Here is a 1,376-nt window from a genome sequence, read left to right as displayed (position 1 = left end):
GTCTTGCCGACTTCGTAGCGGGGTGCCCGGTGCTTGTTCTTGGTGCCGGGTGGCCGCCCAGGGCCGGCTCCTCGGGGTTTGGGAACACGGGTCGGGCAGGCGAGATGAGCACGGATGTTCCTGAACCCCCGGCGGACTCGGGCCGGGGTGAGCCGGTCGGGGGCGGTGGGTTTCTCCCAGGGCCGGCGGAGGTCTGCAGCGAGGGGCCGGGCGAGCCGGAGCTGGGTGTGAGCGACGATCAGGATCCAGGTCCAACGGTCCGCCGCCTCGGGAGTACGGAGTTTTGGAGTGGTCCAGCCCAGGGTCTGCTTTGCGAAGCGGAAGGTGTGCTCCAGATCGAATCTGCGGAGAAATGCCTGCCAGAAGCGATCCACGTCGTCCGGGGTGGCACCGGTCTTGGAGGACCATAACCACACGGGCGGGGCGTCCCGGTCCTTCGACAGATGCTCGACCTTCAACCGGATCAACGTGCCCTCCACCAGGGGGAGTTCACCGTCGTGATCGAGCCAGGAGGAGCGGTGGGTGAGCCGGGGGTGGACCCGGTCCCATGCCTGGGCCTCGGCCTTGCCGTAGTTGGTGGTGTCCGTGACCGTGGTGATCGCGGGTTCGGGCCAGGTCTCCGGCTTGGTGAACCGGAACTCCGGACCGTGCTTGGGTGGCCGGCCGTTGACGCCGTGCATCCTCGGTGGTTTCGGCAGCCGCATCACGCGGTCGGAGCGGACCCGGCCGACCAGCTCGACCGGCAGGTCGCGCAGGACCCAGGCCAGGCGGGTGACGTCGTAGCCGGCATCGCTGACGATCACGATGTCTGGATCCCCGGCCTGCCACTGGCCCGTGGCGATGAGGCGCTCGACCACACCCCTCAACTGTGCGGCAGTGATCGCTGTCGCGTCATCCACCGGGCCGAGCCGAACGGCGTCCAGGATCGCGGTCCAGGACGTGGAACCCGGTTCCAGCACGGCCACGAAGGAGTAGGGCCAGCCGGGGATGAACTGCGAAGCCGTCTTCGCGCGGCCGTAGACGTGGCAGAACAGCCGCTCCGCCGAGCACGGCGCGTCCGAGCGAAGCCACGGCGACACATCGACCGCCAGGACCAGCCGCCCGCCATCGAAACGAGGAAGCGACAGCCCGGCCAGCACCGACCGCAGCTGGTCGACGTCGATCCGCCCGCGGTTCAAGCCGCCGTACATCGCTCCATGCCCACGACGATGCTCGGGCAACAGCGTCAAATCCACCGGGGACGTCACCGCACCGTCCGCACAGAGCACCGCGTCCATCAACTCGAACAATTCGTCGCGCCGAGCGGTCAGACACTCGTAGAACTCGCCCCGGAAGCGTGACGCCTCCGCGAACGCTTCCCTCCGGACAGCATCAGG

The 1,376-nt window shown here is 68.5% G+C and carries 1 protein-coding gene; it reads right to left on the bottom strand.

Annotation, left to right across the window (positions count from 1 at the left end; all coding sequences use genetic code 11):
- The coding region (locus IEY79_RS37050; RefSeq protein WP_229701464.1) for an NF041680 family putative transposase at positions 1-1,376 on the bottom strand (1,376 nt) is incomplete at both ends.

This window comes from Streptomyces camponoticapitis (genome assembly GCF_014646115.1).
Classification (GTDB): Bacteria; Actinomycetota; Actinomycetes; order Streptomycetales; family Streptomycetaceae; genus Streptomyces; species Streptomyces camponoticapitis.
Note: the sequence above shows the minus strand (reverse complement) of the source record. Positions and strands in the feature narration are given on the sequence as shown.